Origin of the sequence: Paraburkholderia sprentiae WSM5005, from assembly GCF_001865575.2 — a bacterium.
GTDB classification, from domain to species: Bacteria; Pseudomonadota; Gammaproteobacteria; order Burkholderiales; family Burkholderiaceae; genus Paraburkholderia; species Paraburkholderia sprentiae.
The window spans coordinates 2148333-2172801 of record NZ_CP017561.2; the positions used below are offsets into that span (position 1 = coordinate 2148333).

Consider the following 24469-nt stretch of genomic DNA (forward strand, 5'->3'; position numbering starts at 1 on the left):
CCGCGGACTGAGCGCGCTTAGCGACGGAAGTCCTGCCCGCGTCGGCAGAGCTTGCTCGAGCCTCGGACCGATGGAGATTCGACCATGAAGCACTCGCTTTCGTTGATCCTGGCCGTCATCGTGGGCAGCGCGGCGCTGGCCGGCTGCTCAATCGATCCACCGGGCCCGTCGCCGATTTTGAGCCGGTTGCCGCCCGATCAGGCTGAGGCCGTCAGCCACACGCAGACGCTGACACCGCAGCAAAGCGCGCAATATGAAGCGATCGATCGTCAGGTCATGTTCGAACAGGACCAGACGATGGCCGCGGACGCCGCCGCGCAAGCCTGGTCGCGGTATTACTCGCGCTCGCCGCCAGTGAGGTTTTCCGCGGGCTTCTCGAGCGGCGGCTGGGGACGTGGCTGGGGAACTGGGATCGGCGTCGGGTTCGGGCCGTACTGGGGTTGGTAGCAGCAAGTACGGCAGCACAAAAACAGAAAGCGCGGTTCACAATGAACCGCGCTTTTTTTCGCGTCCGTCAAAACGAGCCGATACGAGCCGTCCAATCTCAGTGCGCCGGCTTCTTCTCCTTCGCAGCCGCCGCCTTGCCGCCATGCTTGCGATCCGGCTTCGCGCGCGACTCGGGATTCGGCACCACGTGCAGCGGCGCCGCCGACACCTCACCGCGCGTCGAGGTGTTCGCCGATGGCGTGGCGGGCACCGGCAACGGTTGATTCGGCGACACGAACTGCACGAACACTTCGCCGTCCTTGACCATGCCCATTTCGTAGCGCGCCCGCTCTTCGACCGCGGCCGTGCCATTTTGCAGATCCTGCACTTCGCCCTGGATGCGCTCGTTGCGCAGCTTTGCGTCGGCATTCTTCTGCAGTTGCTGCGCGAGTTGGCCCTGCAACTCATGCACGCGCAGCCAGCCGCCATGCCCCCACCAGAGCGGGTACTGAATCAACGCCAGCAGAACGATCAAGACAGCAGTGACAAGCCGCATGAAGTAAGCACAGTAAATACGCGCCGCCCTGCGCTATACGCAGGGCGGCGAGGTCAATCAGAAACGAAGGATAACCGGCTCATCGATCGGGGTGAACAATCTGGCGAACACGCTTAGCGCAGGTTGTAAAACGCCGACTTGCCCGGGTAGCTCGCGATATCGCCGAGATCTTCCTCGATACGCAGCAGCTGGTTGTACTTCGAGATGCGGTCGGACCGCGACAGCGACCCGGTCTTGATTTGACCAGCGTTCAGGCCGACTGCGATGTCCGCGATCGTCGAGTCTTCGGTTTCGCCCGAGCGATGCGAAATCACAGCCGTGTAGCCGGCGCGCTTGGCCATTTCGATCGCCGCGAAGGTTTCCGTCAGCGTGCCGATCTGGTTGATCTTGATCAGGATCGAGTTCGCGATGCCCTTGTCGATGCCTTCCTTCAGGATGCGGGTGTTCGTCACGAACAGGTCGTCGCCGACCAGTTGGATCTTCTTGCCGAGCTTGTTGGTCAGCGTTTTCCAGCCTTCCCAGTCGCCTTCGTGCATGCCGTCTTCGATCGATACGATCGGAAACTTGTCGGCGAGGTTTGCGAGGTAGTCCGCGAATTCCGTCGACGACAGCTGCAGGCCTTCGCCCGCGAGCTGGTACTTGCCGTCGTGGTAGAACTCGCTCGCCGCGCAGTCGAGCGCGAGCAGCACGTCTTCACCGGCGCGGTAGCCTGCTTTCTCGATGGCTTGCAGAATGGTCGACAGGCATTCCTCGTTGCTGCCGAAGTTCGGCGCGAAGCCGCCTTCATCGCCGACTGCCGTACTCATGCCGCGATCCGACAGGATCTTCTTCAGCGCGTGGAACACTTCGGCGCCGCAGCGCAGTGCTTCGCGGAAGGTCGGCTGGCTGACCGGCACGATCATGAATTCCTGGATGTCCAGGCTGTTGTTCGCGTGCGCGCCGCCGTTGACGATGTTCATCATCGGCACCGGCAGTTGCATCGCGCCCGAGCCGCCGAAGTAGCGGTACAGCGGCAGACCGGCTTCTTCAGCCGCGGCCTTCGCGACGGCCATGGATACGGCCAGCATCGCGTTGGCGCCGAGGCGCGACTTGTTGTCGGTGCCGTCGAGTTCGAGCAGTGTCTTGTCGAGGAAAGCCTGCTCGGAAGCGTCGAGACCCATGATCGCTTCGGAGATTTCAGTGTTGATGTGCTCGACGGCCTTCAGCACGCCTTTGCCGCCGTAACGGCCGGCTTCGCCGTCGCGCAGTTCGATCGCTTCGCGCGAGCCGGTCGACGCGCCCGACGGCACCGCTGCGCGGCCCATCGTGCCCGATTCGAGCAGCACGTCGCATTCGACGGTGGGGTTGCCTCGCGAATCGAGAATCTCTCGACCGATGATGTCTACGATAGCACTCATGGTTTCCTCAAAGGATGACGTTGAATTCTTTACTGTGACCTTGCATCGCGCTGTCGAACCGGAGTTGGCGCTTTAGCGCCTGCTCCAGTCCCATGCGAAGCACCTGCCGGTCTCCCCGACAGACAACTCGCGCGCCGATACGTTCGACGACCATTATGCGAAAGCGCCGCGGATCGATTTTCGAGGGCAAGCGTGACACGCGGCGCACACCTGAATCAGTTGAAATCGCTTTCGAGGAACGGCCCGCGCTTGACGGCCCGGTCGAGCGTGACGAGCGTCTCGAGCAGGTCGGCCATGCGATCGAGCGGCACCGCGTTCGGTCCGTCCGACTTTGCTTGCGCCGGATTCGGGTGCGTTTCCATGAAGAGACCGGCGACGCCTACCGCGACCGCGGCGCGCGCAAGCACCGGCACGAATTCGCGCTGACCGCCCGAGCTCGTGCCCTGGCCGCCCGGCAACTGCACCGAGTGCGTCGCGTCGAACACGACCGGCGCGTTGGTCTCGCGCATGATCGCGAGCGAACGCATGTCCGACACGAGGTTGTTATAGCCGAACGACACGCCGCGCTCGCACGCCATGAAGCGGTCTTCGGACAAACCCGCTTCACGCGCGGCGTCGCGCGCCTTGTCGATAACGTTCTTCATGTCGTGCGGCGCGAGAAACTGGCCCTTCTTGATGTTGACCGGCTTGCCCGAGCGCGCGCACGCGTGGATGAAGTCGGTCTGACGGCACAGGAACGCGGGCGTTTGCAGCACGTCGACGACCGACGCGACCTGCTCGATCTCGTGCTCGGCGTGCACGTCCGTCAGCACCGGCAGACCGAGCTGGCGCTTCACTTCCGACAGGATGCGCAGACCCTCGTCCATGCCCAGACCGCGAAACGACTTGCCGCTGCTGCGATTGGCCTTGTCGTACGAAGATTTGTAGATGAACGGAATGTTCAGCTTCGCGCAAATTTCCTTCAGGCGGCCGGCCGTGTCGATCGTCATCTGTTCGGATTCGACGACACAGGTCCCGGCGATCAGGAAAAACGGCTTATCGAGCCCGATTTCGAAGTCGCCCAGTTTCATGCTTTCTCCTCGACCCTCGACTGCTGATGCGCGAGCGCCGCTTCGACGAACGACTTGAACAGCGGATGACCGTCACGCGGCGTGGACGTGAATTCCGGGTGGAACTGCACGCCGACGAACCACGGGTGCATGCTGCGCGGCAGTTCCATCATTTCCGGCAGATCCTCGCTCGGCGTACGGGCGCTGATGATGAGGCCACCGCCTTCGAGCTGGGGCACGAAACGGTTATTCACCTCGTAACGGTGACGATGACGCTCGTTCACATCCTGGCCGTAGATCTCTTCGGCGAGCGTGCCGGGCTTGATCGGGCAGCGCTGCGAACCGAGGCGCATCGTGCCGCCGAGATCCGACTCTTCGGTGCGCTTCTCGACGCGGCCTTCGCGGTCGTACCACTCGGTGATCAGCGCGACCACGCGGTTCTTCGTTTCCTGATCGAACTCGGTGCTGTTCGCATCTTTCAGGCCGACTACGTCGCGCGCGAATTCGATCACGGCGAGCTGCATGCCGAGGCAGATGCCGAGATAAGGAACCTTCGCCTCGCGCGCATAGCGGATCGCGGCGATCTTGCCTTCTGTGCCGCGACGGCCGAAGCCGCCCGGCACGAGCACCGCGTCGAGATGCGTGAGGCTCCCGACGCCTTGCGTTTCGACCTCTTCGGAGTCGATGTACTCGATGTTCACGCGCGTCGACGTATGCATCGACGCATGGCGCAGCGCTTCGATCAGCGACTTGTACGACTCGGTCAGATCGACATACTTGCCGACCATGCCGATCGTCACTTCGTGCTTCGGGTTCTGCAGCTTCTCGACGAGGTCCGACCACATCGACAGGTCAGCCGCCTTCGGCGTGAGCTTCAGCTCTTCGCAGATGATCGCGTCGAGACCCTGGTCATGCAGCATCTGCGGAATCTTGTAGATGCTGTCCGCGTCCCACACGGAGATCACCGCGTCTTCGGGCACGTTCGAGAACAGCGAGATCTTCGCGCGCTCGTCGTCCGGAATGCGGCGGTCGGCACGGCACAGCAGCACGTGCGGCAAGATGCCGATTTCGCGCAGCTTCTGCACGCTGTGCTGCGTGGGCTTGGTTTTGAGTTCGCCGGCCGTGGCGACCCAAGGGACCAGCGTCAGGTGCACGAAGCACGCGCTGTTGCGACCGAGGCGCAGGCTCATCTGACGCGCGGCTTCGAGGAACGGCAGCGATTCGATGTCACCCACCGTGCCACCCACTTCGACGATCGCGACATCGGGCTCGCCGCACGTCGCAGATGCTGCGCCGCGCTCGACGAATGCCTGGATTTCGTTCGTGATGTGCGGGATGACCTGCACGGTCTTGCCGAGATAATCGCCGCGGCGTTCCTTGCGGATCACCGACTCGTAAATCTGGCCCGTGGTGAAGTTGTTGGCCTTGCGCATCTTCGTGCTGATGAAGCGCTCGTAGTGGCCGAGGTCGAGGTCGGTTTCCGCTCCGTCTTCCGTCACGAACACTTCGCCGTGCTGAAACGGGCTCATCGTGCCGGGGTCGACGTTGATGTAGGGATCGAGTTTGAGGAGGGTGACTTTAAGACCGCGCGATTCGAGGATCGCGGCGAGGGAAGCGGCGGCAATACCCTTGCCGAGGGAAGATACTACGCCGCCGGTGACGAAAACATATTTGGTCATCGCTGGATGCTCGCGGGAAAAACGGATTATACCGTAAAGGATGGTCCCGACCCAGCAAAAAACGACCGGCCAGCCGAGCTTCAGAGCCGCCCAGCACGCGTTGCGCGTCAGGCGGTTCGCTCCAGCTCGCGCAGCATGCGTTGCACCGCGCGCGCCGTTTCGATCGGCTTTTCCATCGGATATAGATGGCTGCCCTCGATCCACTCGACGTGCCCGCCGGTCGCGCGCCGCGTCGCGTCGAGACCGGTCTGGCGGATTTCCTTCGAGCGTGTGCCGCCGACGAACCCGACCGGCACCGGCACACCGCGCGCGAGGCGGGCGCCGAGCGTATGCGGCAGCGTCCGGTAGATCTGGTATTCGGTGCGGCGATCGAACGCGAGCGTGCGAGTGCCGTCGGGCGAACTCTGCGGAATGCCGAAATCGATGTAGTCAGACAGCATGCGCTCGTCCCAGCGCGCGAATGCGGGCTTCGCATGGAAGTGCCGCCATGCTTCGTCACGGCTCGTCCATTGCGTGCGGCGCCTACGCGTAGCGGCGGCGGGCGACAGCCGCTCGTCGAGCCCGGTCCATTGCGACACGCGCAGCATGCTGCTGCGCCAACCGGCGATCACCGGCGAGTCGAGCATCACGACGCCCCTCACCCACTGCGGCTTTTTCAGCGCCGCCATCAGCGACAGATAACCGCCGAGCGAATGCCCGACGAGCCACACCGGCTGCTCGTATTTGCGGGCGATATCGTCGAGCAGTTGCTCGACCAGATGGGGCCAGTCCTGCGTGACCGGAAAGCGCGGATCATGGCCGATCCGCTCGATCGAGCGCAGGTCATAGTCGTCGGAGAGTTCGGCGAAGATCGTCCGGTAAGTCGAGGCCGGAAAGCCGTTCGCGTGCGAGAAATGGATGATGTTTTTCAACTGCGGCTATCTCCGTTGTCTTTTTTACGTGTGGGCGGGTGGTTTGCCTGTGCCGCTGCTTATGCCGGATGTCTGCGCCGTGACACTCATCGAGCCGCGACGCGCTCAGGGCTCCATCCAGTAGCGGCGCTGCGTGTCGCGATAGCGCTCGAGCGTGAGCACGGCGCCATCCTCACCACGCGCGCCCGGATCGACGTCCACCCTCACCGCGCCGTCGCGATCGCTGCGGCCGAGCGCGATGCGACGCGCCACGTAGCGCGCGAACACGCCCGCATTCGGATGGTGAAAGCGATTTTCGTAGCCTACCTGAAATAACGCGATGGACGGATCGATAGAGTCGAGGAACGGCTCGGTCGACGACGTCCTGCTGCCATGATGCGGCACGACCAACACTTGCGCGCGCAGCAGGTCGCGATCGCGCGCGAGCAGCGTGCGTTCGGTCGGCGCTTCGATGTCAGCCGTCAGCAGAGCCGTCAAACGAGGCGCGTTCGCACCGCCGCGCGTTGCCGCATCACCTGCGACGATGCCAGCCGAGGTGCTGACCCGCAGCACGCAGCAATGAGCGTTTGGCTTGCCGGTGAGTCCCCCGGCGTCCGGCCAGAGTACGGTGAACTCGACCCCGTCCCACTGCCACCGCTGCCCCGCCACGCATGGCAGCGTCTGCGCGCCGTGCTGCCTGGCCGTCGGCCACAGCGCATTGTCGGGCTCCAGCCCGCCCACCAGCTGACGGACCTCGATCGCATCGAGCACGGCGGGCGCGCCGCCCGCATGATCGGAATCGGCGTGACTGATCATCAGCGTGTCGAGCGTCTTCACGCCTTGCGCCTGCAGGAACGGCACCACCACACGCTCACCCGCGTGGGTCGATTCCGGCCCGGCCCCCGCATCGAACAGCAACGCGTGATGCGCGGTCTGCACGAGCACCGATGTGCCCTGCCCGACATCGAGCGCTGTCAGACGGAACGCCCCCGACGGCTCAGAGAGCGCGCCGTCCGCGCTGGGCATGAGTAGCGGCAGCCATGTCAGCGGCGCGGCCCAGCGCAGCGGCCAGCCGCGCGGCGCGAGACACCACAGCACGCCGAGCGCCGCCGCGGCGAGCGCCCACCCATGCGGCCGCGGCAACCACCACAGCGTCCAGCGCGGTCCCGAGAACATCTGCAGGCCGGCCACGAGACCCTCGAGCAGCGTATGCGCGGCCCGCCAGGCGAACGCATCGAGCGGCGCGGGCAATGCGACGCCCGCGAGCACCGCCGGCGTGAGCAGCAGGCTCACCCACGGAATCGCGAACGCGTTCGCGAGCGGACCGACGAGCGGAATCTGCGCGAACCAGTACACGGTCAGCGGCGCAAGCGCGACCGTCACCGCGTACTGCACGTGCGCGGCGCTGCGCAACCGTTCGGCGAATACGTACAGAGACCGGATCAGTGCGGCGCGCAGCGCCTGCCACCTGTTTCGAGCCGCGCTGCGCTCCTCGTCCTCATCGTGGCGGGACGCCTGAGGGCCCCGCCCGCGCGGCCGCCCCGACATCGCGAACAGGATCGCGCCGACCGCGCAAAACGACAGCCAGAATCCGGCCGACACGACCGCCCACGGATCGATCAGCAGCACGAGCCCGAGCGCCCACGCGAGCACGGTGGAGCGCGCCAGCTGACGGCCGCCGACAAACGCCAGCGCGACGAGCGCGGCCATCCACAGCGCGCGCTGTGCCGGCACGTTGAAGCCGGCGAGCGCGGCATGCAGCGCGGCGAACCCTGCGCCGGCCGTCACGCCGACGATCTGCGCGGGCAAGCGCAGCGGCCAGTTGCGGCCGAGCCACCCCGAACGTCGCCAGATTGCCGCGGCGAGCCAGCCGGTCAGCCCCGCGACCAGGCCGATATGCAAGCCCGAAATCGCCACCAGATGACTCGTGCCGGTGCCACGCATCAATTGCCGGTCGGCGGGGCTCACTTCGTCCTGCGCGCCGATCGCGAGCGCGACGACGATGCCGCGATGCGGCGCATCGGCAAGCACCGTGTCGATGCGCGCACGCAACGCGGCGCGCCAGCGGTCGACCAGCACGGCGAGCCCGCGCGCGTGGCCGGCCAGGCGCCGCGCATGATCCGGCACACTCACGTAACCGGTCGCCCGGACGTTGCGCGCGAGCAGACTCGCCTCGGTATCGCGCAGACCGAAGTTCGCGTTGCCGTGCGGGCGTTTCAGGCGCACGGTCAGACGCCAGCGCTCGCCCGGGGCGAGCCGCGGCATTGCGGCGTCGCGCGCGATCCACGTGAGCTGGATCACGCGCGGGAAAGCCGCGAGCCGCGCATCGTTCGTGTCGACGTCGAACAGGAAGCGCGCGCCTTTGTCGTCGCGCGTCGGCAATCCCTTGATACTGCCGACCACCTCGATATCCCGTCCTTCCCACGCGTGCGGCAGGCTCACAGCGAGCCGGGTCTGCGCGCGCACGGCTGCATAGCCGAAACCGACGCAGATCGCCGCGCACCATACGGCGCCCCAACCGGCCGCCCGCCGCACCCGCCCATCGCGCCATATCCGGCGAGCCGGCTGGTGCCGCAAGCCACGCCGACGCTGCAGCGACCCACCCGCCCCATGGTCACGCAAGCTCCACACGGCAATGCCCGCCGCCGCGCAACCGGCCAGTATCAAGGTCCACCATCCGCCCGTATCCGGCAGCGCCGCCTGCCGCTGCAGCCAGATCACGCCCAAAGCAAACCCGCACCAGACCGCCCGCATCCGTCCTCCGCGCCGCTGGCGCCAGGCGGGCTCACGCGTCGGCGAACGGGCAGCAGCGAGCCCGCCGGGCATGGGCGTCGCCCGGCGCGAACCCTTTCGATCAACGGTATCGATTATGCAGAGGAAAGCGCGAGTCGCGGCAGCGCGGCGAGCGCGTTAGCCGTTGTGCCAAGGGCGGCTGCGTCCGAGGTGACACCGCGCAGCTGCGCGAGGCTCGCGCCGATCGCCGGAATCTGCTCGGGCGAATTGCGCTGCTTATACATCCACGAAGGCGCGATATCCGGCGCGTCGGTCTCGACGACCAGCGCGTCGAACGGCAACTGCCCGGCGAGTCGCCGGATCTGCCGCGCGCGCTCGAACGTCAGGTTGCCGCCGAAGCCGAGATGCATGCCCTGATCGATATAAGCCTGCGCCTGCTGGAAACTGCCATTGAACGCGTGCGCGATGCCGCGATGGATCTGATGCCGGCGCAACCCTTTGATCACCTGATCCTGCGATTTGCGCACATGGCAGATCACCGGCAGATCGAATTCGCGCGCGAGCTCCAACTGGCCGTTGTAGAAAAACTGCTGGCGCGCGTCGTCGAGCCCATCGACGAAAAAGTCGAGCCCGATCTCGCCGATGCCGACGAAGCGCGGATCGTCGAGACTCGCCTCGATTTCCGTGCGCAGCAGGTCGAGGTCGGCATCGACGGCGTCCGGCGTGAACAGCGGATGAATGCCGAGCGCGTACGCGCCGCCGTCGACGCGGTGCGCGAGCTCGCGCACCGTCGCGAAGTTCTGTCGCCCGATGGCCGGAATCACGATGCGCGACACGCCCGCATGGCGCGCGCACGCCGCGACCGCGTCACGGTCGGCGTCGAACTCCGAAGCGTCGAGATGGCAGTGCGTATCGATCCACATGGGTTGTCTCGCTGAAAATGGGACCGGACCCAAGGCGGCATGGCGCTCCGCGGCGGCCGTCAGTCATCCGCGACCACCGCAACGACCATGCCGGCCTGCACTCAGACCGGCACCGGCGGCTCTTCGTGCAGCACGCCGTCGCGCAGCCGCATGATGCGGTCGCAGCGGCCCGCCAGTTCCGGGTCGTGCGTGACGATCACGAAGCTCGTCTCGAGCGTGCGCGACAGTTCGAGCATCAGGTTGAACACCGTGTCGGCGGTGCCGCCGTCGAGGTTGCCGGTCGGCTCGTCGGCGAGCACGCAGGCGGGCTTCGTGACGAGCGCGCGCGCGATCGCGACACGCTGGCGCTCGCCGCCCGACAGCTCACCCGGCCGATGCTTCGCGCGATGCCCCATGCCGACGCGCTCCAGCACCGCCATGGCCTCACGGCGCGCGACTTCGGTGGTCTCGCGACGAATCCGCAGCGGCATCGCGACGTTGTCGAGCGCGGAAAACTCCGGCAGCAGATGGTGAAACTGATAGACGAAACCGAGCGCGCGATTACGCAGATCATTGCGCTCACGCTCGGAGAGCTTCGTGAACGGCTTGCCTAGCACCGACACCTGGCCCGCGCTCGGATCGTCGAGACCGCCGAGCACGTGCAGCAACGTGCTCTTGCCGGAACCCGAAGCACCCACGATCGCGAGCTTCTCGCCGCGCCGCACGGTGAGTTGCGCGTTGTCGAGCACCTGCACGTTCAGGCCGCCCTGCACGAACGATTTGGAAATGCCGGTGGCTTCGAGCACGTACGGATACGACGCGGGGGCCTGAGCGGTCATGGAGGAAGCGGTTGAGGGATAGACGAGGCGGTCATTCATAGCGCAGCGCCTCCGCCGGACGGACCTTCGCGCCGCGCCAGCTCGGATACAGCGTCGCGAGCGCCGACAGCGCGAACGCGATGATGCCGATGCGCGCGACGTCGGCCGGAACCAGCTCGGACGGCAGCTCGCTGATGAAGTACACCGACGGCGGCAGGAACTGCACGCCGAGCAGATGCTCGATCATCGGTACGAGCCACGGAATGCTCCACGCGATCAGGCAACCGAGCGCGACGCCGGTCGCCGTGCCGATGAAGCCGATCGTCACGCCCTGCACGACGAAGATCTTCATGATCGAGCGAGGCTGCGCCCCGAGCGTGCGCAGGATCGCGATATCGGCCTGCTTGTTGGTCACCGTCATCACCAGCGACGACACCAGATTGAACGCGGCCACCGCAATGATCAGCGTCAGGATGATGAACATCATGCGCTTTTCGATCTGCACCGCCGAGAACCAGGTCTTGTTCTGCTGGGTCCAGTCGCGAATGTACAGATCGCCCGACAGCGTGCGCGCGAGCTGATGTGCGACTTGCGGCGCGCGCTGCATGTCGGTGAGGCGCAGCCGCACGCCGGTCGGCGCGGGCAGCCGGAACAGCGCCTGCGCGTCCTTGATGTTGATCAGCGCGAGCGTGCTGTCGTATTCGTAATGGCCCGACTCGAAGATGCCGACCACCGTGAACTGCTTGAGCCGCGGCAGCATGCCGGCCGGCGTGATGGTGCCTTCGGGCGCGACGAGCGTGATCTTGTCGTTCAACTGCACGCCGAGATTCGCCGCGAGGTCCGCGCCGAGCACGATGCCGAAGTCGCCCGGCATCAGGTCGGTCAGCTTGCCGCCCTTCATTTCCTTGCCGATGTCGGACACTTCGGGCTCGAGCGTCGGCTCGATGCCGCGCAACGCGACGCCGCTTACCGCATCCTGGCGCGTGAGCAGCGCCTGAGCCTCGACGTACGGAGCCGCGCCAATCACCTCCTTGTTCTGGCGCGCTTCCTTCGCGGTCAGTTGCCAGTCGGGCATCGAACCGGTCGGCGAAAAGATTTCGACGTGCGCGAGCACCGACAACATGCGGTCGCGCACCTCTTTCTGAAAACCGTTCATCACCGACAGCACGACGATCAACGCCGCGACACCCAGCGCAATGCCCGACATCGACACCAGCGCGATGAACGAAATAAAGCCGTTACCGGTCGTGCGTTTGCCGGCACGCGTGTAGCGCCAGCCAATCTGCCATTCGTAGGGAAATTTCAAGCGAATCCTTTGGTGCGTTCTTTGACTGTGCGCCCGGGGCGGCGGACATCAAGCGCCCGTCGTGCGGCCCGAGCGTCGTGACCGTTGGGCTCGCGGCGGCGCGGATCGTTCCACTCCCGCGCGGGCCGCCGTGCGGCTCTGCCAGTGCGCCGAAGTACCGCGGCACGGTGCGCCACCCTGCCGAGACCCCGCGGCGCGTCCAGCGATCAAGCGCGAAGTTTGCCACACAATGCCGCCGGCTCGCGCAAAGCACTGGCCGGGCCGCGCCAGCGACGAACCGTCGGCCCCGCATCGAAATATTCGCACCGTTTGCCCTACAATGCGCAGCATCATGCCTGCCGACCGCCTCCATCTTCTGCTGCCCTTCGCGCTGCCCGCCGCGGCCGACGCCTCCACCGCGCTTCATGACATCCAGAGTCCCGCCCTCGACCGGCTGATCGCCCGCGCGACGCTCGTCGAACGCGTGATCGGCGAGGATTTCCAGCGCACGCTGCCACACGAGCGCTGGGTCGCGCGGCAGTTCGGCGCGCTGCCCGACGGCGCCTCGGCCGCCGCCGACGAAGCCCCGCTCGCGCCCTACATGCTGCGCGCCGACGGCGGCGAACCCGGCAGCGCGACGTGGGCCTGCGTGCAGCCGGTGCATGTGCGCATCGCGCATGACCACCTGGTGCTGATCGATCCCGCGTCGCTCGACTTGCCGGACGACGAAGCGGCGATCCTGCTCGCCGTCGCACGTCCGCTCATCGAGGAGCTCGGCGTGCGCCTCGAGGCGCCGAAGCCAACCCGCTGGTATCTGTCGAGCGATGCTTTCGGCACCCTCGCGGGCGCCTCGCCGTTGCGCGCGAGCGGCCGCAACATCGAGATCTGGCTGCCGCACGAAGCGCATTCCGGCGAACGCTCGCGCGCGTGGATGAAGCTACAGAACGAAGTGCAGATGGCGTGGTTCGAGCATCCGGTCAACGAAGCACGCGAGGCGCGCGGGCTGCCGGCAGTCAACTCGATCTGGTTTCACACGCAGGGCGTCGCGCGGCCGGTGCATAGTCCGTTCGCGCAGGTGCTGTCCGATGCCGCCGCGACGCGCGGCCTCGCGCTCAGCGCGGGGGTCGCGACGAGCGCGCCTCCGCGGTCGTTCGGCGAACTGTCGGCGGCGTCGCGCGCCGCGACGAACGGCAGCGGTGTAACGCTCGTCGAACTCGATCCGTTCTCGGCGCCCTACATCGAACAGGACTGGGCGCGCTGGAACCAGGCATTCGCCGCGCTGCAGAGCGACTGGTTCGAGCCCGCGCTCGCGGCACTGCAAGCGGGCGAGCTCGCCGAACTCCGCCTCACGCTGTGCGGCGACACCGGCTCGGTCACGCTGACGGTCACGCGCGGCGATCTGCGCAAATTCTGGCGGCGGCGCGTGCTGGCCTCGCTTTTCATCGAATGATCCACGGCCCTTCAGCATGACCCGAATCGTTACGCGCCCCTGCTCCCCCGTCGACGCCGAAGTGCTGACCCGCTGCGGCCTGCATCCGGTGCTCGCGCGCCTCTACGCAGCGCGCGGCGTGTGCGTGCCGGAAGACGTCGAAACCGGTCTCGCGCGGCTCGTGCCGCCCGCCGAACTGAAGGGCTGCGAGGCGGCCGCCGCGCTGCTCGCCGACGCGCTGCTGCAGCAGCGCCGCATGCTGGTCGTCGCCGACTATGACTGCGACGGCGCGACCGCCTGCGCGGTCGCGGTGCGCGGGCTGCGCATGTTCGGCGCGCGCATCGACTATCTGGTGCCTAACCGCATGGAGCACGGCTACGGGCTCACGCCCGACATCGTCGAGCTCGCGACGCGCAGCGTGGCTGGCAAGCCCGATCTGCTGATCACCGTCGACAACGGCATCGCGAGCGTCGACGGCGTCGCGGCCGCCAACGCGCTCGGCATCGATGTGCTCGTCACCGACCACCACCTGCCCGGCGACGAACTGCCCGCCGCCCGCGCAATCGTCAATCCGAACCAGCCGGGCTGCACGTTCCCGAGCAAGTGCCTCGCCGGCGTCGGCGTGATGTTCTACGTGCTGCTCGCGCTGCGCGCGGAACTGCGCCGCCGCGGCGCGTTCGGCGACGCGCTGCCCGAGCCGCGCCTCGACGGCCTGCTCGATCTGGTCGCGCTGGGCACCGTCGCCGATGTCGTCAAGCTCGACGGCAACAACCGCGTGCTGGTCGCGCAAGGTCTGCAGCGCATCCGCCGCGGCCGCATGCAGCCGGGCGTCGCCGCGCTGTTTCGTGCCGCCGCGCGCGATGCGCGTAACGCGTCCGGCTTCGACCTCGGCTTCGCGCTGGGACCGCGCCTGAATGCGGCGGGGCGGCTGTCGGACATGTCGCTCGGCATCGAATGCCTGACCACCGACGACGTCGGCCGCGCATGGGAACTCGCGCAGCAGCTCGACACGATGAACCGCGAGCGCCGCGAAATCGAGGCCGGCATGCAGCAGCAGGCGCTGGACGATCTGTCGACGGTCGATCCCGACGGCTCGACCACGATCACGCTGTTCGATCCGCGCTGGCATCAGGGCGTGATCGGCATCGTCGCGGGGCGCCTGAAGGAGAAGTTCCACCGGCCATCGTTCACGTTCGCGCCCGCCGACGCTACCGGCGTGCTCGTCAAGGGCTCGGGCCGCTCGATCGCGGGCTTCCATCTGCGCGACGCGCTCGATCTGATCTCGAAGCGCGAGCCGGATCTGATCGTCAAATTCGGCGGCCACGCGATGGCCGCGGGCCTGACGATCGCCGCCGCCGACGTGCCGCGCTTCACGGCCGCGTTCGAGGCGGTCGGGCGCGAATGGCTGTCCGCGGAAGCGCTCGCGCGCACCGTCGAAACCGACGGCGAGCTCGAAGACGCGTACTTCACGCCGCAATTCGTCGAGATGCTGGACGCGGCCGTCTGGGGCCAGGGTTTTCCGGCGCCGGTGTTCTCGGGCGAGTTCGAGGTCGCCTCGCAGGCGCTCGTGAAGGACAAGCACCTGAAGCTGCAACTGCTGCGCGGCCGCCAGCGCTTCAACGCGATCTGGTTCAATCACACGGACACCCTGCCCGCGCGCACCACCGTCGCCTACCGGCTCGCGAGCGACACATGGAATGGCGTGTCGCGTGTGCAACTGATCGTCGAACATGCGGTGATCTGAAATCTTCCGCAAAATCAATCGGGAACACGCGCCGGATCGTCCGCGAGACTCCGGCGCGGCGTGACGATCGGCTATAATTTCTGCTTTTTACGCAGAATAGAAGATCGACATGGAAGCGGAACGTCTCAACGCGATCGAAGCGTCTCTGGCCGACCTGCGCAAGCGCGCGGACGACCTACGGGGGTATCTTTGACTACGACGACAAGGCGCTGCGCCTGATCGAAGTCAACCGCGAACTGGAAGACCCGGACGTCTGGAACGACTCGAAGCACGCCCAGGCACTCGGTAAGGAAAAGAAGCTGCTCGACGACACGGTCGGCAAACTCACGTCGATCACCAACGACGTGCGCGACGCGCAGGACCTGTTCGACATGGCGCGCGAAGAAGCCGACGACGACACGCTGCTCGCCTGCGAAGCCGACGCCCAGGCCATCGAAGCACGCGTCGCCGACATGGAATTTCGCCGGATGTTCGCCAATCCGGCCGACCCCAACAACGCCTTTCTCGACATCCAGGCCGGCGCCGGCGGCACCGAGGCGTGCGACTGGGCGTCGATGCTGCTGCGCCAGTACCTGCGCTACTGTGAGCGCAAGGGCTTCAAGACCGAAGTGCTGGAACAGACCGACGGCGACGTCGCCGGCATTAAAAACGCGACGATCAAGATCGAAGGCGAATACGCGTACGGCTTTCTGCGTACCGAAACGGGTGTGCACCGGCTCGTGCGCAAGTCGCCGTTCGACTCGTCGGGCGGCCGGCACACGTCGTTCTCGTCGGTGTTCGTGTACCCGGAAATCGACGACTCGATCGAAGTCGACATCAATCCGGCCGACCTGCGCATCGACACGTACCGTGCTTCGGGCGCGGGCGGTCAGCACATCAACAAGACCGACTCGGCAGTGCGTATCACGCACATGCCGTCGGGCATCGTCGTGCAGTGCCAGAACGACCGCTCGCAGCACCGCAACCGCGCCGAAGCGATGGCGATGCTGAAATCGCGCCTGTACGAAGCGGAAATCCGCAAACGTCAGGCCGAGCAGGACAAGCTCGAAGCGGGCAAGACCGATGTGGGTTGGGGCCATCAGATCCGTTCGTACGTGCTCGACAACAGCCGCATCAAGGATCTGCGCACCAACGTCGAAATCAGCAATACGAAGAGCGTGCTCGACGGCGACCTCGATCCGTTCATCAGCGCGAGCCTGAAACAGGGCGTATGAGCGCGCACGGCGCGGCCACGTTCACCCGTCGGGACCGCGCCTGAGTTTTTACACTACTGGCTTCCCGCCCGCGGCGCACGCCGCGGCGGGTCACCGAATACCAAATCATCATGACTGAACCGACCCAGCCGACTGTCGCGCCCGAAGCGGACGACAACAAGATCATCGCCGAGCGCCGCGAAAAGCTGCGCGAGTTGCGTGAGCAAGGCGTCGCCTATCCGAACGATTTCCGTCCTACGCACCACGCCGAAGATCTGCAGACGCAATACGAGCACACCGACAAGGAAGCGCTCGAAGCGAATCCGCTCGAAGTCGCGATTGCCGGGCGCATGATGCTGAAACGCGTGATGGGCAAGGCGAGCTTCGCGACCGTGCGCGACGGCTCGGGTCAGATCCAGTTCTTCATCACGCCCGCCGACGTCGGTCAGGCAACCTACGACGCGTTCAAGAAGTGGGACATGGGCGACATCGTCGCCGCGCGCGGCGTGCTGTTTCGCACCAACAAGGGCGAGTTGTCGGTGCGCTGCACGGAGCTGCGTCTGCTGTCGAAGTCGCTGCGTCCGCTGCCTGACAAGTTCCACGGCCTCGCCGACCAGGAAATGAAGTACCGCCAGCGCTACGTCGACCTGATCGTCACGCCGGAAACGCGCCGCACGTTCGTCGCGCGTACGAAGGCAATATCGTCGATCCGCAAGTACATGGCCGACGCGAACTTCATGGAAGTCGAAACGCCGATGCTGCATCCGATTCCGGGCGGCGCGGCGGCCAAGCCGTTCTCGACGCACCACAACGCGCTCGACATGCAAATGTTCCTGCGCATCGCGCCGGAGCTGTATCTGAAGCGGCTGGTGGTGGGCGGCTTCGAGCGCGTGTTCGAGATCAATCGTAATTTCCGCAACGAGGGCGTGTCCGTGCGCCACAACCCGGAATTCACGATGATCGAGTTCTACGCGGCCTACACCGACTACAAGTGGCTGATGGATTTCACCGAGCAGCTGATTCGCCAGGCCGCCATCGATGCGCTCGGCACGGCCACCATCACCTATCAGGGTCGCGAGCTCGATCTGTCGAAGCCGTTCCACCGGCTCACGATCACGCAGGCAATCCAGAAGTACGCGCCGCACTACACGAGCGAGCAGCTCGCCGACAGTACGTTCCTGCGCGCCGAGTTGAAGAAGTTCGGCGTCGATGCATCGCAGCCGCAGTTCCTGAACGCGGGCGTCGGCTCGCTGCAATTGGCGCTGTTCGAAGAGACGGCAGAGTCGCAACTGTGGGAGCCGACCTACATCATCGACTACCCGATCGAAGTGTCGCCGCTCGCGCGGGCGTCGGACAAGGTGGCGGGCATCACCGAGCGTTTCGAGCTGTTCATCACGGGCCGCGAAATCGCTAACGGCTTCTCGGAGCTGAACGATCCGGAAGATCAGGCCGCGCGCTTCAGGAAGCAGGTCGACCAGAAAGACGCCGGCGACGAAGAAGCGATGTTCTACGACGCCGACTACATCCGCGCGCTCGAATACGGCATGCCGCCGGCGGGCGGCTGCGGTATCGGCATCGACCGTCTGGTGATGATGCTGACCGATAGCCCGAGCATCCGCGACGTGATCCTGTTCCCGCATCTGCGTCGCGAGGATTGAGCGGCGCTGCGCTAGCGATCGTTGCGGTTGGCGTGCGAAGCCATCGTTGTGAAGAACGCCCGGTTTATGCCGGGCGTTTTTTATGCCGGGCCGTTTCGCCGCGGGGGACCGTTTTCTGCTGTTGAGCGTTGTAACCAGCGGTAAAAGCTGCTCGATCACGCACGAGTCGCCGTAATCGCCTTTGGCTTTGCAAGCTTGCGAGCGGCAAGGCGCGCCGCGTAGAGGCCACCTGCGCACGCCCAAGGCGTCACCGCACAGGTTACAAATTGAAACGCTGCCCGGATCGGATTGCCCGACACTCGGTATGAGAAGAAGTCGGCTCTGTCAGAAACGGAGGCCCAACATGGACACCCCTACTCGTCAAACCACGCAGCAACCTCGTCTTCATCCGTTGATCGCGGTCGCCGCGGGCGCGGTGCTCGTCGCGAGTCTCATCGCTACCGCAGCAATCACCGGCGTGTTGCCGAAGGCGTCGAGCAACGGCACCCAGAACGCTCAGACACAGGCCGCGCAGGCCATAGCGCAACCGCCGGCTGTCGTCGATTCGGCCGCGCCGGTCAATCCATCTGTGCAACAGCAGCAGCTTCACGCTCAGCAAGCGGTGCCCGCCGCCCCTGCCCCTGCGCCGACGCAGCAGCAATACACGCAGCCACAGCAGGCGCAGGCCGCGCCGCAGTACGCGCAGCAGCCGGCGCCGCGAGCCGCTTATTGCTCGACTTGCGGCACCGTCGCCTCGATTACGGTGATTCGGCATGAAGGACGTGGCACCGGCATTGGCGCGGTCGGCGGCGCGGTGGCCGGGGGCGTCGTCGGGAATCAGTTCGGCGCGGGCGGCGGGCGTACCGCGATGACGCTGCTCGGCGCGCTCGGCGGCGGGCTCGCCGGCAACTCGGTCGAAAAACATCTGCGCAGCACGACGTCGTATTCGGTGCGCGTGCACATGGCAGACGGCAAGACGCGCTACTTCACTTATCGCGAGGCGCCGCCGTTGCGCGACGGAGAGCGCGTGCGCGTCGAGAACGGTGGCCTCGTCGCCGACTGAGCTCAGCGCCCGACGTTCGTCGACGCAGCCCATGAAAAAAGGCGATTCCATCGGAATCGCCTTTGCTTTGGATTCAATACGTCAGTTCCAACGCGCGTTTAATAATCCGCGTCTTCGATCCATGCCGCCTGGATCGCTTCGAGAATCTTTTCGCTGGAGCGGTTCGGATCGTCGTCAAAACCTTCGAGCTCGGTCACCCAGCGATGTAGGTCGGTGAAACGCACCTGCTGCGGATCGACGTCCTGATGCTTGTCCGTCAGAGCCATCGCGATGTCTTGCGTATCGGTCCACTTCATGGCGGCACCCTCCTGTTAGTGGTTTTCCTTTGCGTGATTGATCGAGTAACGCGGAATTTCGACGACCAGATCCTGGTCGTCCGGCATAACCGCCTGACACGACAGGCGCGAAGCCGGTTCCAGCCCCCATGCCTTGTCCAACAGATCGTCCTCGTCTTCCTCGGATGGCGTCAAGGCGGCGAAACCCTCACGCACGATCACGTGACAGGTCGTGCACGCGCACGACTTCTCGCACGCATGCTCGATTTCGATACCGTTATCGAGCAGGTTGTCACAGATGCTCTTGCCGGGCACGGCGTCGATCACCGCGCCTTCCGGACACAGTTCGACGTGAGGCAGCACAACGATTTGAGGCATACAGTTTCCGTTTGGGTCTGAGGCACGGCGGCTGCCAGCAATGCCGCGTGCAGGCTCCGTACCATTTTACTGGCGCCGCGCGGACTTTTTAAGTCCGCGCGGCGCGCTCCGGTGGTTCAAGGGAGGTTCGCAGTGGGTCCGTGGCCGGGACAACGCGCGGCGCGCGCTCGTTGACGCCACGCTCGCCGGTTCAGATCTCGTCGAGCTTGCGGCCGGACAGCGCGCGGCGAATCCCCTTGTTCATGCGGCGCGCGGCGAATTCGTCGGTGCCTTCCGCGAGCGCCTTCGTCGCCGCTTCGATCGCGCCGACGTCATCGCCTGACGCGACGCTGCGCAGCGCGGTGAGCAGCGCGTCGAGTTCAGCGCGTTCGCTGTCGTCGAGTAGGTCCGCGTCGGCGGCGAGCGCCGCATCGGTCGCTTCGACGAGACGCTGCGCTTCGACCTGCGCCTCGCGCAATGCGCGCGCGCGCATATCGATTTCAGCGGTCGAAAAGCTGTCTTCGAGCATGCGCGCGATGTCGTCGTCGGCGAGGCCGTAAGAAGGCTTCACGACCACCGATGCCTCCACGCCCGACGCGAGCTCGCGCGCGAATACCGACAGCAGGCCGTCGGCGTCGACCTGATAGGTCACGCGAATGCGCGCGGCGCCCGCGGCCATCGGCGGAATGCCGCGCAGCTCGAAGCGCGCGAGCGAGCGGCAGTCGCTGACGAGCTCGCGCTCGCCTTGCACGACGTGAATCGCCATCGCGGTCTGGCCGTCCTTGAAGGTCGTGAAATCCTGTGCGCGAGCGACCGGAATCGTCGAGTTGCGCGGAATGATCTTCTCGGTGAGGCCACCCATCGTCTCGACGCCGAGTGACAGCGGAATCACGTCGAGCAGCAGCCACTCGTCGCCTTCGGTGCCGCGGTTGCCGGCCAGCAGATCGGCCTGGATCGCGGCGCCGAGCGCGACCACCTGATCCGGATCGAGATTGACGAGCGGCGGCTGGCCGAACAACGCCTCGACCGCGCGGCGGATCACCGGCATGCGCGTCGCGCCGCCGACCAGGACGACGCCCTTGATGTCCTTGGTCGTGACCTTCGCGTCGCGCAGCGCTTTTTTCGTCGGGCCCAGCGTGCGTTGCACCAGCGCGGCCGTGATGGTCTCGAATGTGGCTTCGTCGATCGTCAGATCGAGCGCGGTGCCGTCCGCGAGCGTGACTTTGAGGCTCGCCCGCGGCGCGCTCGACAACGCCTCCTTGGCCTCGCGCACGCTGTCGAGCAGCAGGCGCACGTCGTGCGGCGCGAGCGTCTGCGGCGCGATGCCGGCCTGTTCGAGCACGTGGCGGTATAGCGCATGGTCGAAGTCGTCGCCGCCGAGCGCGGAATCGCCGCCCGCTGCGAGCACTTCGAACACGCCCTTGGTGAGCTTCAGGATCGACAGGTCAAAGGTGCCGCCGCCGAGGTCGTAGACCGCGTACAGACCTTCGGCGCCATTGTCGAGACCGTAGGCGATCGCGGCGGCGGTGGGTTCGTTGAGCAGACGCAGCACATTCAGGCCCGCGAGGCGCGCGGCATCCTTGGTCGCCTGGCGCTGTGCTTCGTCGAAGTAAGCGGGCACCGTGATCACCGCGCCGACCAGCTCGTCGCCGAGCGTGTCTTCGGCGCGCTGGCGCAGTGTCGCGAGAATTTCAGCCGATACCTCCACCGGGCTCTTCACGCCATCGACGGTGCGGATCTGCACCATGCCGGGGGCATCGACGAAATCGTACGGCGCGTTTTCGGCGCCTTCCACTTCCGTCTTGCCGCGGCCCATGAAACGCTTGACCGACACGATCGTGTTGCGCGGGTCGGTCGCGGCTTCGGCTTTCGCCCGGCGGCCGATGCGGCGGCCGCCCTGTTCCAGGTAACGCACCACCGAGGGCAGCAGCACGTGTCCGTCTTCGTCGGGCAGCACATCGGGCACGCCGCTGCGCACGGCGGCGACGAGGGAGTTGGTGGTGCCGAGATCGATACCGACCGCCAGACGCCGCTGATGAGGCGCCGGCGCCATGCCGGGTTCGGAGATTTGCAGTAAGGCCATCTGGATCTTCTCGGGGACGTTGTGCCCCGTCCTGAATGTTCGCGTTGCTGGGGGTGATGCCACGGCTCGCGGCCGCGCTGGTTTTGTTTGTCGCTTGGTACGTCGCTGCCTACTGTTGCCGCTTGCCGGCGCCGCGCCTTTACGCGCCTTGCAGAAACCGCGCTAGCCTTCGAGCCGCTCGATCTGCGCGTCGATTTCCGACGCCACGCGCTCGATGAACATCAACTGCCGCACCGCCTCGCTCGCCGCCTGATTCGCGCCGCTATCGAGCGATGCGCCGAGCTTGTCGAAGCGCTGACGCTCTTCGTCACGCAGCTCCACGAGCAGCGCGTCGAGCGCGTCGACGTTCTTCGCCGCGGCGGCGTCCTCGATGTTCTCGCGCCACTCCATCTGCTGCATCAGGAATGCGGGCTCCATCGCCGTGTTGTTCTCCGCGTCGACGTTGATGCCGCGCAACGACAGCAGATAGGTCGCGCGCTTGAGCGGATCGCGCAGCGTCTGATAGGCCTCGTTCGCGCGCGTGGCCCATTGCATCGCGATACGCTTTTGCGCATCGCCGGCCGCGGCGAAGCGATCCGGATGCACCTGGGCCTGCACGGTGCGGTACGCGTGATCGAGCGTGCTCGCGTCGAGCGCAAATTGCGCCGGCAGACCAAACAGATCGAAGTGGCTGTCGTTCAGCGAGGCCATCGGATTAAAGTCCGTTGAGGAAAAGTGGCGTGGAAACGTTGAGCCCTTGCAGGCGTGAGCGCTTGAGTCGCGCGGGGATCAAACTAAAAAGGCGGCCCGCGCCGCCTTTGATCCGCCGCACGCGGAAAGTAACGAAGCTACACGCGGAATGACTCGCCGCAGCCGCACTCGTCTTTCACGTTCGGATTGTTGAACCTGAAGCCTTCGTTCAGGCCCTCGCGCGCGAAGTCGAGCTCCGTGCCGTCGATATACGCAAGACTCTTCGGGTCGACGACGACCTTCACGCCGCTCGTCTCGAACACCTGATCTTCTGGCGCGAGTTCGTCCACGTACTCGAGCTTGTAGGCGAGACCCGAGCAACCGGTGGTGCGCACACCGACGCGCAGCCCGATGCCTTTACCACGGCGGGTCAGATACTTCCGGACGTGCTGTACTGCCTTTTCGGTCAACGTAATTGCCATAACGTTTCTCAGTTGCCAGCGTGCGCGGCGCGCGTGTGTTCGCGCCGCGCCTACCGGTTACACCTTTTTCTTACCCTGTTGCTCAGGCAGCATTGCCGTCTTCGACAACCGCTGCTTCGCCGTGGCGCTGCTTGTAGTCGGCGACCGCCGCCTTGATCGCGTCTTCGGCGAGGATCGAGCAGTGGATTTTCACGGGCGGCAGTGCCAGCTCCTCGGCGATCTGCGTGTTCTTGATCGACATCGCCTGGTCGAGCGTCTTGCCCTTCACCCATTCGGTGACGAGCGAGCTCGACGCAATGGCGGAGCCACAGCCGTACGTCTTGAACTTCGCGTCTTCGATGATGCCGTCCGCGCCGACGCGGATCTGCAGCTTCATCACGTCGCCGCAAGCCGGCGCGCCGACCATGCCGGTACCGACCGTGTCGTCGTCCTTCGCGAAGGAACCGACGTTGCGCGGGTTTTCGTAGTGGTCGAGGACCTTGTCGCTATAAGCCATGATTACACTCCTTGATTCGTTTCAACCTGCAATCCGATCAACCTTCGATGTGCGCTTCGTCCAGCCGGCGCGTCAGTGCGCGGCCCACTGGATGGTCGACAGATCGATCCCGTCCTTGTGCATTTCCCACAGCGGCGACAGATCGCGCAGCTTGGAAATCTTCGACTTCAGCAGGTTGATCACGTAATCGATTTCCTGCTCGGTCGTGAACCGCCCCACCGTGAAGCGGATCGAGCTGTGCGCGAGTTCGTCGTTGCGGCCAAGCGCGCGCAGTACGTACGACGGCTCCAGCGACGCCGACGTGCACGCCGAACCCGACGACACCGCCACGTCCTTGACCGCCATGATCAGCGATTCGCCTTCGACGAAATTGAAGCTGATGTTCAGGTTGTGCGGCACACGTTTTTCCATGTCGCCGTTCACATACACTTCTTCGATTTCCGACAGGCCTTTCAGCAGTCGGTCGCGCAGCATGCGGATGCGCTCGTTTTCGGTCGCCATCTCTTCACGCGCGATACGAAACGCTTCGCCCATGCCGACGATCTGGTGCGTGGCCAGCGTGCCCGAGCGCATGCCGCGCTCGTGGCCGCCGCCGTGCATCTGCGCTTCGATACGAATACGCGGTTTGCGGCGCACGTACAGCGCGCCGATGCCCTTGGGACCGTAGGTCTTGTGGGCCGAAAACGACATCAGATCGACCTTCAGCTTCTGCAGATCGATCTGGATCTTACCGGTGGCCTGCGCCGCGTCGACGTGGAAAATGATGCCCTTCTCACGCGTGATCTCGCCGATCGCCTCGATGTCCTGGATTACGCCGATCTCGTTGTTGACCGACATGACCGACACCAGAATCGTGTCCGGGCGCAGCGCGCCCTTGAACGCATCGAGGTCGATCAGACCGTCGTCCTTGACATCCAGATACGTGACGTCGAAGCCTTCGCGCTCCAGCTCGCGGCAGGTGTCCAGCACCGCCTTGTGCTCGGTCTTCACCGTGATGATGTGCTTGCCCTTGCTCTTGTAGAAGTGCGCCGCACCCTTCAGCGCGAGGTTGTCCGACTCCGTTGCACCCGAGGTCCAGATGATTTCGCGCGGGTCGGCGTTCACGAGCGCGGCGACCTGCTCTCGCGCTTCCTCGACCGCGCGCTCGGCGTGCCAGCCATAGGCGTGGCTACGCGACGCGGGATTGCCGAATTGCTCGCGCAGATACGGGATCATCTTGTCCACCACACGCGGATCGATCGGCGTCGTGGCGCTGTAGTCCATGTAGATGGGAAGATGGAGAGAGTCGTTGTTCATCAATTGCTCC

Annotated in this window: 22 protein-coding genes; 6 read left to right on the forward strand and 16 right to left on the reverse strand. The window is 65.5% G+C overall.

Annotated elements, in window-relative coordinates; translation table 11 throughout:
• The first annotated feature begins 84 nt into the window (after positions 1-84).
• Complete coding sequence (locus tag BJG93_RS09790; RefSeq protein ID WP_027198096.1) at positions 85-447, forward strand: hypothetical protein; 363 nt, start codon at positions 85-87, stop codon at positions 445-447.
• 97 nt (positions 448-544) lie between these two features.
• Here BJG93_RS09790 and ftsB read toward each other — a convergent pair whose 3' ends face one another.
• The 9 genes from ftsB to BJG93_RS09835 all read right to left on the reverse strand — a co-directional run bounded on the left by ftsB (position 545) and on the right by BJG93_RS09835 (position 11756).
• Positions 545-982 carry a cell division protein FtsB gene (ftsB, locus tag BJG93_RS09795; RefSeq protein ID WP_027198097.1) on the reverse strand — a complete coding sequence of 146 codons (438 nt, stop codon included), beginning with the start codon at positions 980-982 and terminating at the stop codon, positions 545-547.
• A gap of 113 nt (positions 983-1095) precedes the next feature.
• The gene (eno, locus tag BJG93_RS09800; RefSeq protein WP_027198098.1) at positions 1096-2379 is read right to left on the reverse strand and encodes a phosphopyruvate hydratase; all 1284 of its coding nucleotides are present in this window, start codon (positions 2377-2379) and stop codon (positions 1096-1098) included.
• 215 nt (positions 2380-2594) lie between these two features.
• Positions 2595-3449, reverse strand: coding sequence for a 3-deoxy-8-phosphooctulonate synthase (kdsA, locus tag BJG93_RS09805; protein ID WP_027198099.1), 855 nt, complete (start codon positions 3447-3449; stop codon positions 2595-2597).
• Positions 3446-5107, reverse strand: coding sequence for a CTP synthase (locus BJG93_RS09810; protein ID WP_027198100.1), 1662 nt, complete (start codon positions 5105-5107; stop codon positions 3446-3448). Before BJG93_RS09810 ends, kdsA begins: the two co-directional genes overlap by 4 nt.
• Before the next feature lie 107 nt (positions 5108-5214).
• Positions 5215-6018 carry an alpha/beta fold hydrolase gene (locus BJG93_RS09815; protein WP_027198101.1) on the reverse strand — a complete coding sequence of 268 codons (804 nt, stop codon included), beginning with the start codon at positions 6016-6018 and terminating at the stop codon, positions 5215-5217.
• A gap of 105 nt (positions 6019-6123) precedes the next feature.
• Positions 6124-8751 carry a DNA internalization-related competence protein ComEC/Rec2 gene (locus BJG93_RS09820; RefSeq protein ID WP_027198102.1) on the reverse strand — a complete coding sequence of 876 codons (2628 nt, stop codon included), beginning with the start codon at positions 8749-8751 and terminating at the stop codon, positions 6124-6126.
• A gap of 113 nt (positions 8752-8864) precedes the next feature.
• A complete protein-coding gene (locus tag BJG93_RS09825; protein ID WP_027198103.1) occupies positions 8865-9653 on the reverse strand; it encodes a TatD family hydrolase in 789 nt (262 codons plus the stop codon).
• A gap of 101 nt (positions 9654-9754) precedes the next feature.
• Entirely contained in the window at positions 9755-10471 is a 717-nt protein-coding gene (gene lolD, locus BJG93_RS09830; RefSeq protein WP_174566101.1) for a lipoprotein-releasing ABC transporter ATP-binding protein LolD, read from the reverse strand.
• Between the two features lie 31 nt (positions 10472-10502).
• Positions 10503-11756 carry a lipoprotein-releasing ABC transporter permease subunit gene (locus BJG93_RS09835; RefSeq protein WP_027198105.1) on the reverse strand — a complete coding sequence of 418 codons (1254 nt, stop codon included), beginning with the start codon at positions 11754-11756 and terminating at the stop codon, positions 10503-10505.
• A 319-nt stretch (positions 11757-12075) separates the two neighbouring features.
• On the opposite strand from BJG93_RS09835, the gene BJG93_RS09840 reads away from it, so the two are divergent.
• The 5 genes from BJG93_RS09840 to BJG93_RS09860 all read left to right on the forward strand — a co-directional run bounded on the left by BJG93_RS09840 (position 12076) and on the right by BJG93_RS09860 (position 18801).
• Positions 12076-13185: a hypothetical protein gene (locus BJG93_RS09840; RefSeq protein ID WP_027198106.1), complete on the forward strand. Its 1110-nt coding sequence runs from the start codon at positions 12076-12078 to the stop codon at positions 13183-13185.
• A gap of 16 nt (positions 13186-13201) precedes the next feature.
• Positions 13202-14908, forward strand: coding sequence for a single-stranded-DNA-specific exonuclease RecJ (gene recJ, locus BJG93_RS09845; RefSeq protein ID WP_027198107.1), 1707 nt, complete (start codon positions 13202-13204; stop codon positions 14906-14908).
• Positions 14909-15017: 109 nt separating this feature from the next.
• Positions 15018-16122 (forward strand): peptide chain release factor 2 gene (prfB, locus tag BJG93_RS09850; protein ID WP_154671837.1). Its coding sequence is split into 2 segments (ribosomal slippage): positions 15018-15098 and positions 15100-16122, totalling 1104 coding nucleotides; the frame shifts between segments, so codons are not numbered across the junction.
• A 110-nt stretch (positions 16123-16232) separates the two neighbouring features.
• Positions 16233-17759 (forward strand): lysine--tRNA ligase, encoded by a 1527-nt coding sequence (gene lysS / locus BJG93_RS09855; RefSeq protein ID WP_027198109.1) that lies wholly within the window; start codon positions 16233-16235, stop codon positions 17757-17759.
• Positions 17760-18102: 343 nt separating this feature from the next.
• Positions 18103-18801, forward strand: a complete 699-nt coding sequence (locus BJG93_RS09860) for a glycine zipper 2TM domain-containing protein (RefSeq protein ID WP_027198110.1) — start codon at positions 18103-18105, stop codon at positions 18799-18801.
• 98 nt (positions 18802-18899) lie between these two features.
• Here BJG93_RS09860 and iscX read toward each other — a convergent pair whose 3' ends face one another.
• The 7 genes from iscX to BJG93_RS09895 all read right to left on the reverse strand — a co-directional run bounded on the left by iscX (position 18900) and on the right by BJG93_RS09895 (position 24459).
• The gene (gene iscX, locus BJG93_RS09865; RefSeq protein WP_027198111.1) at positions 18900-19097 is read right to left on the reverse strand and encodes a Fe-S cluster assembly protein IscX; all 198 of its coding nucleotides are present in this window, start codon (positions 19095-19097) and stop codon (positions 18900-18902) included.
• A 15-nt stretch (positions 19098-19112) separates the two neighbouring features.
• The gene (gene fdx / locus BJG93_RS09870) at positions 19113-19454 is read right to left on the reverse strand and encodes an ISC system 2Fe-2S type ferredoxin (protein WP_027198112.1); all 342 of its coding nucleotides are present in this window, start codon (positions 19452-19454) and stop codon (positions 19113-19115) included.
• A 190-nt stretch (positions 19455-19644) separates the two neighbouring features.
• A complete protein-coding gene (gene hscA, locus BJG93_RS09875; protein ID WP_027198113.1) occupies positions 19645-21516 on the reverse strand; it encodes a Fe-S protein assembly chaperone HscA in 1872 nt (623 codons plus the stop codon).
• Between the two features lie 162 nt (positions 21517-21678).
• A complete protein-coding gene (gene hscB / locus BJG93_RS09880) occupies positions 21679-22206 on the reverse strand; it encodes a Fe-S protein assembly co-chaperone HscB (RefSeq protein WP_027198114.1) in 528 nt (175 codons plus the stop codon).
• Between the two features lie 137 nt (positions 22207-22343).
• Positions 22344-22667, reverse strand: coding sequence for an iron-sulfur cluster assembly protein IscA (iscA, locus tag BJG93_RS09885; RefSeq protein ID WP_027198115.1), 324 nt, complete (start codon positions 22665-22667; stop codon positions 22344-22346).
• 82 nt (positions 22668-22749) lie between these two features.
• On the reverse strand, positions 22750-23163 hold the full coding sequence (iscU, locus tag BJG93_RS09890) for a Fe-S cluster assembly scaffold IscU (protein WP_027198116.1): 414 nt from the start codon (positions 23161-23163) through the stop codon (positions 22750-22752).
• A gap of 72 nt (positions 23164-23235) precedes the next feature.
• Positions 23236-24459, reverse strand: a complete 1224-nt coding sequence (locus BJG93_RS09895; protein ID WP_027198117.1) for an IscS subfamily cysteine desulfurase — start codon at positions 24457-24459, stop codon at positions 23236-23238.
• Positions 24460-24469 lie beyond the last annotated feature (10 nt).

What these genes read in the sequence shown, in the direction of transcription:
- BJG93_RS09840 (WP_027198106.1), top strand. Translation starts at nt 12,076, where the DNA reads ATGCGCAGCATCATGCCTGCCGACCGCCTCCATCTTCTGCTGCCCTTC.
- iscX (WP_027198111.1), bottom strand. Translation starts at nt 19,097, where the DNA reads ATGAAGTGGACCGATACGCAAGACATCGCGATGGCTCTGACGGACAAG.
- kdsA (WP_027198099.1), bottom strand. Translation starts at nt 3,449, where the DNA reads ATGAAACTGGGCGACTTCGAAATCGGGCTCGATAAGCCGTTTTTCCTG.
- hscA (WP_027198113.1), bottom strand. Translation starts at nt 21,516, where the DNA reads ATGGCCTTACTGCAAATCTCCGAACCCGGCATGGCGCCGGCGCCTCAT.
- lolD (WP_174566101.1), bottom strand. Translation starts at nt 10,471, where the DNA reads ATGACCGCTCAGGCCCCCGCGTCGTATCCGTACGTGCTCGAAGCCACC.
- recJ (WP_027198107.1), top strand. Translation starts at nt 13,202, where the DNA reads ATGACCCGAATCGTTACGCGCCCCTGCTCCCCCGTCGACGCCGAAGTG.
- iscA (WP_027198115.1), bottom strand. Translation starts at nt 22,667, where the DNA reads ATGGCAATTACGTTGACCGAAAAGGCAGTACAGCACGTCCGGAAGTAT.
- BJG93_RS09810 (WP_027198100.1), bottom strand. Translation starts at nt 5,107, where the DNA reads ATGACCAAATATGTTTTCGTCACCGGCGGCGTAGTATCTTCCCTCGGC.
- BJG93_RS09820 (WP_027198102.1), bottom strand. Translation starts at nt 8,751, where the DNA reads ATGCGGGCGGTCTGGTGCGGGTTTGCTTTGGGCGTGATCTGGCTGCAG.
- hscB (WP_027198114.1), bottom strand. Translation starts at nt 22,206, where the DNA reads ATGGCCTCGCTGAACGACAGCCACTTCGATCTGTTTGGTCTGCCGGCG.
- lysS (WP_027198109.1), top strand. Translation starts at nt 16,233, where the DNA reads ATGACTGAACCGACCCAGCCGACTGTCGCGCCCGAAGCGGACGACAAC.
- fdx (WP_027198112.1), bottom strand. Translation starts at nt 19,454, where the DNA reads ATGCCTCAAATCGTTGTGCTGCCTCACGTCGAACTGTGTCCGGAAGGC.
- iscU (WP_027198116.1), bottom strand. Translation starts at nt 23,163, where the DNA reads ATGGCTTATAGCGACAAGGTCCTCGACCACTACGAAAACCCGCGCAAC.
- eno (WP_027198098.1), bottom strand. Translation starts at nt 2,379, where the DNA reads ATGAGTGCTATCGTAGACATCATCGGTCGAGAGATTCTCGATTCGCGA.
- BJG93_RS09825 (WP_027198103.1), bottom strand. Translation starts at nt 9,653, where the DNA reads ATGTGGATCGATACGCACTGCCATCTCGACGCTTCGGAGTTCGACGCC.
- ftsB (WP_027198097.1), bottom strand. Translation starts at nt 982, where the DNA reads ATGCGGCTTGTCACTGCTGTCTTGATCGTTCTGCTGGCGTTGATTCAG.
- BJG93_RS09790 (WP_027198096.1), top strand. Translation starts at nt 85, where the DNA reads ATGAAGCACTCGCTTTCGTTGATCCTGGCCGTCATCGTGGGCAGCGCG.
- BJG93_RS09860 (WP_027198110.1), top strand. Translation starts at nt 18,103, where the DNA reads ATGGACACCCCTACTCGTCAAACCACGCAGCAACCTCGTCTTCATCCG.
- BJG93_RS09895 (WP_027198117.1), bottom strand. Translation starts at nt 24,459, where the DNA reads ATGAACAACGACTCTCTCCATCTTCCCATCTACATGGACTACAGCGCC.